The sequence below is a fragment of the Okeania sp. SIO2F4 genome (genome assembly GCF_010672385.1).
In the GTDB taxonomy this organism is placed as follows: domain Bacteria; phylum Cyanobacteriota; class Cyanobacteriia; order Cyanobacteriales; family Microcoleaceae; genus Trichodesmium.
In genome coordinates this window covers 1-6,274 of the sequence record NZ_JAAHGT010000569.1, presented here as the reverse complement: position 1 = coordinate 6,274, position 6,274 = coordinate 1, and the positions used below count along the sequence as shown (strand labels likewise).

The 6,274-nt window shown below is 37.1% G+C and carries 2 protein-coding genes; one reads left to right on the top strand and one right to left on the bottom strand.

The genetic code is table 11. The features are described 5' to 3' along the window. Positions 1 to 590: 590 nt before the first annotated feature. Positions 591 to 2,192, top strand: coding sequence for a B12-binding domain-containing radical SAM protein (locus F6K22_RS27675; protein ID WP_293105492.1), 1,602 nt, complete (start codon positions 591 to 593; stop codon positions 2,190 to 2,192). A gap of 455 nt (positions 2,193 to 2,647) precedes the next feature. Here the strand turns inward: F6K22_RS27675 and F6K22_RS27670 are convergent, their stop codons facing one another. Further along, complete coding sequence (locus F6K22_RS27670) at positions 2,648 to 6,088, bottom strand: CHAT domain-containing protein (RefSeq protein ID WP_483244168.1); 3,441 nt, start codon at positions 6,086 to 6,088, stop codon at positions 2,648 to 2,650. Positions 6,089 to 6,274: the final 186 nt, after the last annotated feature.

Here is a 6,274-nt window from a genome sequence, read left to right as displayed (position 1 = left end):
AATATACTTCACCTTGATGTTCAGCAAGTACAACAATTCATTAATAATCTCAATTAATTAGAATTACCACAAGTAAAAAATTTGTAGGTTGGGTTGAGGCAACGAAACCCAACAAATTATTTCCCATATTCCAGACTATATGTCCCAGAAAAATTACTAGAAATGATTCGTCAGGAGTTATAAGTTATGTTTGGTATTGATGATTTGAAAAAAACTCGTTTTGCTCAGGAATTAATGGCAGAGTCAAAAATAGAGGGAAAAATAGAAGTTCTGAATTATTAAAGGAAGGTTTTTCTGCGGAAAAAATTGCTAATATACTTCACCTTGATGTTCAGCAAGTACAACAATTCATTAATAATCTCAATTAATTAGAATTACCACAAGTAAAAAATTTGTAGGTTGGGTTGAGGTAACGAAACCCAACAAATTATTTCCTATATTCCAGACTATATGTCCCAGAAAAATTACCACAAATGAATCGTCTCAATAATTAATGTTTAATTAATGCCGAAATTAACTTAAGAACGTTAAAGTTAGGCTTAGTCTGTGTAAACTGACATTTAATCCTAATGTGAGGAGCTAATATTATAATGCGAGTTTTATTAATTTATCCCTTATTTCCCCAATCTTTCTGGTCTTTTGAAAAAATTCTGGAACTGGTAAATCGCAAAGTAATGCTACCTCCGTTAGGTTTAGTAACAGTAGCAGCTATCTTACCCCAGGAATGGGAATTTAAGTTAGTCGATAGAAATATTAGGGCAGTCACAGAAACTGAATGGGAATGGGCAGATTTAGTAATACTCTCGGCGATGATTGTCCAAAAAGAAGATTTACATGACCAAATCCGAGAAGCAAAACGACGTAATAAATTAGTAGCCTGTGGAGGTCCATATCCCACAGCATTACCCCAAGAACAATTGGACAGTGGTGTAGATTTTCTAATTCTGGATGAAGGGGAAATTACTTTGCCTATGTTTATCGATGCTATTCAGCGCGGGGAAACTCACGGTATTTTCCGTGCAGATGGGAATAAACCGGATGTGACAACTACTCCTATTCCCAGATTCGATTTATTGGAAATGCAATATTATGAATCTATGTCGGTGCAATTTTCCCGTGGTTGTCCGTTCCAATGTGAATTTTGCGATATTATTGTTCTGTATGGTCGTAAACCCCGTACCAAAACGCCAGCACAATTATTAGCAGAGTTAGATTGCTTATACGACTTAGGATGGCGTGGTTCTCTATTTATGGTGGATGACAACTTTATTGGCAATAAGCGTAATGTTAAGTTGTTGCTCAAAGATTTAAAAGTTTGGCAAGCAGAACATCAATATCCATTTAAACTGACCACAGAAGCTTCAGTTAACTTAGCAGAAGACCCAGAATTAATGCAATTAATGGTAGACTGCAATCTTAGAGCGGTATTTTTGGGAATAGAAACTCCTGATGAAGATAGTTTAGAGTTAACCCATAAATATCAAAATAATCGTAACCCTCTCAATGAAGCGGTAAAGAAAATTATTAAATCTGGTATCAGAGTAATGGCAGGGTTTATTATCGGTTTTGATGGAGAAAAATCAGGAGCAGGCGATCGCATCGTTAAATTTGTGGAAGAGACAACTATTCCGACTGCCATGTTTAGTATGTTGCAAGTCTTACCAAATACTGCACTTTGGCATCGTCTTAAAAGGGAAGGTCGCCTTTTAGATAAAGGTGCTAATATCAATCAAGTAACGTTGACAAATTTTATTCCCACCAGACCAATAGAAGATATTGCGAGGGAATATGTAGAAGCATTCTGGCAGTTGTATGACCGTGAAAAATTTTTAGATCGAACTTATCGACATTTTCTAATGATGGGTGCTCCTACTGCTAAAGGTGTTGCTAAAATGCCAACTTGGATGGAGTTACGAGCATTGTTGATTATTTTTTGGCGACAGGGAATAAAGCGAAAAACTCGTTGGAAATTTTGGCATCATTTGTTTAGCATCAGAAAAAATAATCCTAGTGCTTTGATAGGTTATATTAATAACTGCGCTCATATCGAACATTTTTATGAGTATCGCCATATTGTCAAAGAAAAAATTGAAGCGCAGTTAGCTGAATATTTAGCTGAGAATAAACAGTTAAGTGTGATTAAAGAAGAAGTCAGCAGTCAGAAGGAAGAGATAAAAGAAGAAGTAGCTTAATAATTAAGAGAGAATTTGTAGGGAGATTCTATAAAATTCCCTACAAATTCTGCTATGTTTATATAAGCTGAAAAATACTGTAATACTTTGTTTCTCAATTAACTAATATCATACTCAATATTATTATTTTTCTCCTCTGCTTTCCTTGTGATTATCTAAATTATTTAGTGTATAAATATTCTAACATCAAAGTGTAAATGTAGTAAATCTAGGTTGAGTATAACGATAGTGTTTTTGCTAGCGCATAACTCCCTTAACGGCTAAGAGCCGACATTAAACGCTGTGCGACATCAAAAGCGCAGCTTATCCGTAGGATAAACCCAACATCCAAGTCTATTAAATTGCATAAAATAATCGTAAAACCAAATAGATAACTATTTTTGTTGGTTTTCCTCCGTCAACCCAACCTACTAATCTTATTCTTACTTTTGACTTTTGAATTTTGACTTTTGAATTTATTTCCACTCTCCCTGCACAACAAATGACGCCCAATAAAAGGGTGCTTTTCGCTCTTCTGAACTTAACATTTCTAACTGAGTTTCTCTCATTGACTCTACAGGATTTTTCCCTTTTTCTAACATTTTCTGATAATATTTTTCCATTAATTCAGATGTCGAATTATCCTCCACACTCCATAAACTTACTACTACTCTTTTAGCTCCTGCATACATAAACCCTCTGGTTAAACTGACTAATCCTTCTCCTCTAATTTCTTCTCCTATTCCTGTTTCACAAGCACTTAATACTACTAATTCTGCTGGCATTTCTAAATTAAATATATCGTTTAATTGTAAAAATCCTGGTGTTTCTTTTCCCTTTTCGTCATACAAGGAAAGCACTAATCCTGATAATTCTGGTTGAGTTTCATTTAATAGTCCGTGGGTGGCTAAATGTACTATTTGATATTGGGATAGATCGGGATTTATTGCGGTTTTTAGATTGGCATCGAAGTCTAAAGATAGTTGTTCTAAATTATCAGGAACTAATGCTAATATTGCTTCGGCTTCTTGACGAGTTCCTTCTAGACGATTGAATGATGAACCGAGAAAATCTTCCAGGGAACGGGTTAATTTCATTCTGGTTAAATTATTATTTTCTATTTCTTTTTTTGGTTGAGAAGCTATTTGAAATCTGGGGTCGTTATCTGCAAATACTGGGTCGGCAATAACGGCTACTTTTTTGGGGGCAGGGGTTCTACCTTTGACTTGTTCTCTGAGAATAGAAATACTTGAAGCTGAGGGTAAAGTAACTATTTCATGGTTCACAATTAATGGTTGATAATTTTGACCCCCCTCATTCCCCCCTACAAGGGTGGAGCTAATTTGACTGGTAACTGGTAACTGGTAACTGATAACTGATAACTGATAACTGAAATGACCCCCCTCATTCCCCCCTACAAGGGTGGAGGCAAAATTTCCTCCCTCTTCTGAATTTCCACCCTCTCGGAGCAGGAGAGGGGTCGGGGGAGAGGTCAAAGGTAAAGCCGCAAAAGGAATGGTCTGTAAGATGCCATCTCCTACTATTAATAATCGTTTATTTCCTAATTTATTGGCTACGGGTGATAATAATATTTTACTTAATTTATTTCCGGTTTCTGGCACTGGGGAAAGGGAGATTATTTCTTCTCTAAATTGTCTGGCTAATGTTTCTATTTCTGATTTTTTCGGTAGTTCATAACTGCTAATTTCTGTGGGAGTTACTAACCATAAATAACTACGGTCTTCTCCCAAAGAATATTGTAAAAGTATGGTATCTTTGTCGATTACTTGTTGTTGAATTTTTGAAGCAGTAAGAGGTTCTGGATACTTGAGGTTGGCGTAACGAGGACTGTTTTGTTTGATTTTTACTTCTAACTGTTGGAGTTGGTTGCTGAGGGTTTCAATTTGTTGTTTGAGTTCGTCGGGGTTGTATCCTTCGGTGTTGAGTTGTCGCGCTTGGTCTAATGTATTCAGTTTTTGTAGTAGCTGTTTTTCTTGGGCGAGAAGTTGGGGGTCTACTCCGATTTTGATGTCTGCTCCTGATTCTGCTAAAATGTCTAATAAACTTCTGGCGCGACTGCGTTCGCTGGCAGCTAATGCTTTGCGGTCATAACCTTTGTTGGGGTTTTGTTTGTGGAGTTGCATGAGGAGGTTGATGTAGAATTGATAGTAAATTTGAACTGTGGCAAAGTAGGATGTGCGGAGGTCTTGAGCGACGATCTTGGTGCGGAGATCTTCGATTATTTTTAGGGATTTTTCTATGAAAGTGAGGCTTTTGGTGAGGTTGCCTTGGTCTCGGTTGAGTTTAGCTATATTATAAAGAGTATTTGCTTCCCCAACCTTATCCTCTACTTGCTGAAGTGTAGGTAAAGCTTGCTCGAAGCGATCGAGAGCAAGTTGTTTTTCTCCTAAGCTATTGTAGACAGTGCCAATATTATTGAGAGTAGTTGCTTCCAAACGCAGATCGCCTGTTTGCTTAGATATAGGTAAAGCTTGCTCATAGTAATTGAGTGCTGTTTGTTTTTCTCCTAAGTCATCGTTGACACTAGCAATATTATTGAGAGTAGTTGCTTCCCCACTCTTATCTCCTACTTGCCGAAATATAAGTAAAGCTTGCTCGAAGTAATTGAGTGCTTTTTGTTTTTCTCCCAAATCATCGTAGACAAAACCAATATTATTGAGAGCGATCGCTTCCTTACCCTTATCCTCTACTTGCTGATATATAGATAAAGCTTGCTCATAGTAATTGAGAGCAAGTTGTTTTTCTCCTAAGCTATTGTAGACAGTGCCAAGATTATTGAGAGTGGTTGCTTCCCCACCCTTATCCTCTACTTGTCGTCTTAGAAGTAAAGCTTGCTCATAGTAATTGAGAGCAAGTTGTTTTTCTCCTAAGCTATAGTAGACACTGCCAAGATTATTGAGAGTAATTGCTTGCCAATGGGGAGCGCCTACTTGCTGAAATACAGGCAAAGCTTGCTCATAGTAATTGAGTGCTTTTTGCTTTTCTCCTAAATCATTGTAAACACGACCAATATTATTGAGAGTAATTGCTTCCCCACCCTTATCCTCTACTTGTCGTCTTAGAAGTAAAGCTTGCTCATAGTAATTGAGAGCAAGTTGTTTTTCTCCTAAGCTATAGTAGACACCACCAATATTATTAAGAGCGGTTGCTTCCCGACCTCGATCCGGTAGTTCCCGAAATATAGGTAAAGCTTGGTTGTAGTAATTGAGAGCAAGTTGTTTTTCTCCTAAGTTATCGTAGATAAGGCCAATATTATTGAGAGTAATTGCTTCCCCACCCTTATCCTCTACTTGTCGTCTTAGAAGTAAAGCTTGCTCATAGTAATTGAGAGCAAGTTGTTTTTCTCCTAAGCTATAGTAGACACCACCAATATTATTAAGAGCGGTTGCTTCCCGACCTCGATCCGGTAGTTCCCGAAATATAGGTAAAGCTTGGTTGTAGTAATTGAGAGCAAGTTGTTTTTCCCCTAAGTTATCGTAGACACTGCCAATATTATTCAGAATTGTTGCTTCTCCACCCTTATCTCTTACTTGCCGATATACAGGTAAAGCTTGGTTGTAGTAATTGAGAGCAAGTTGTTTTTCTCCTAACCTATCGTAGACACTGCCAATGCCAAGAAATACCGCTGCTTGTCCAATCAGGTTGTCCGTTTTCCTGAATAGTAGTAGTGCTTTTTCCCATTTAACAAGCGCTTCCCTCAAAGATTCTGCTGTACCCTGCTTCAACAGTTCAAAACCCTGCTTAAATAATCTTTCAGCCTCAGCATTGGGATCTGTCTGAGCAATAACTTCTCCCCCATTGACAATATTGGGCAACATTAATACAGGAAAACTGACATTAAAAAACATCAGACTATTAACACTGAGAATAGACAACCATCTCTTAGGAGCAACCATAAACTTAACCCTTGCCTCACAACCAAAAATTTTCAATACTATTATATTTCTAGTGTCAAAGAAGATATGCAGGTTGTTTAGGTTCAGACACAGAGTTACGATCAAAAATTTTCTCTTGGGTAAGTGCAATAGCATCTATTTTAGTAGGCTGCTTTTTTCTATCTCTTCTTAATAGAATATTAATAA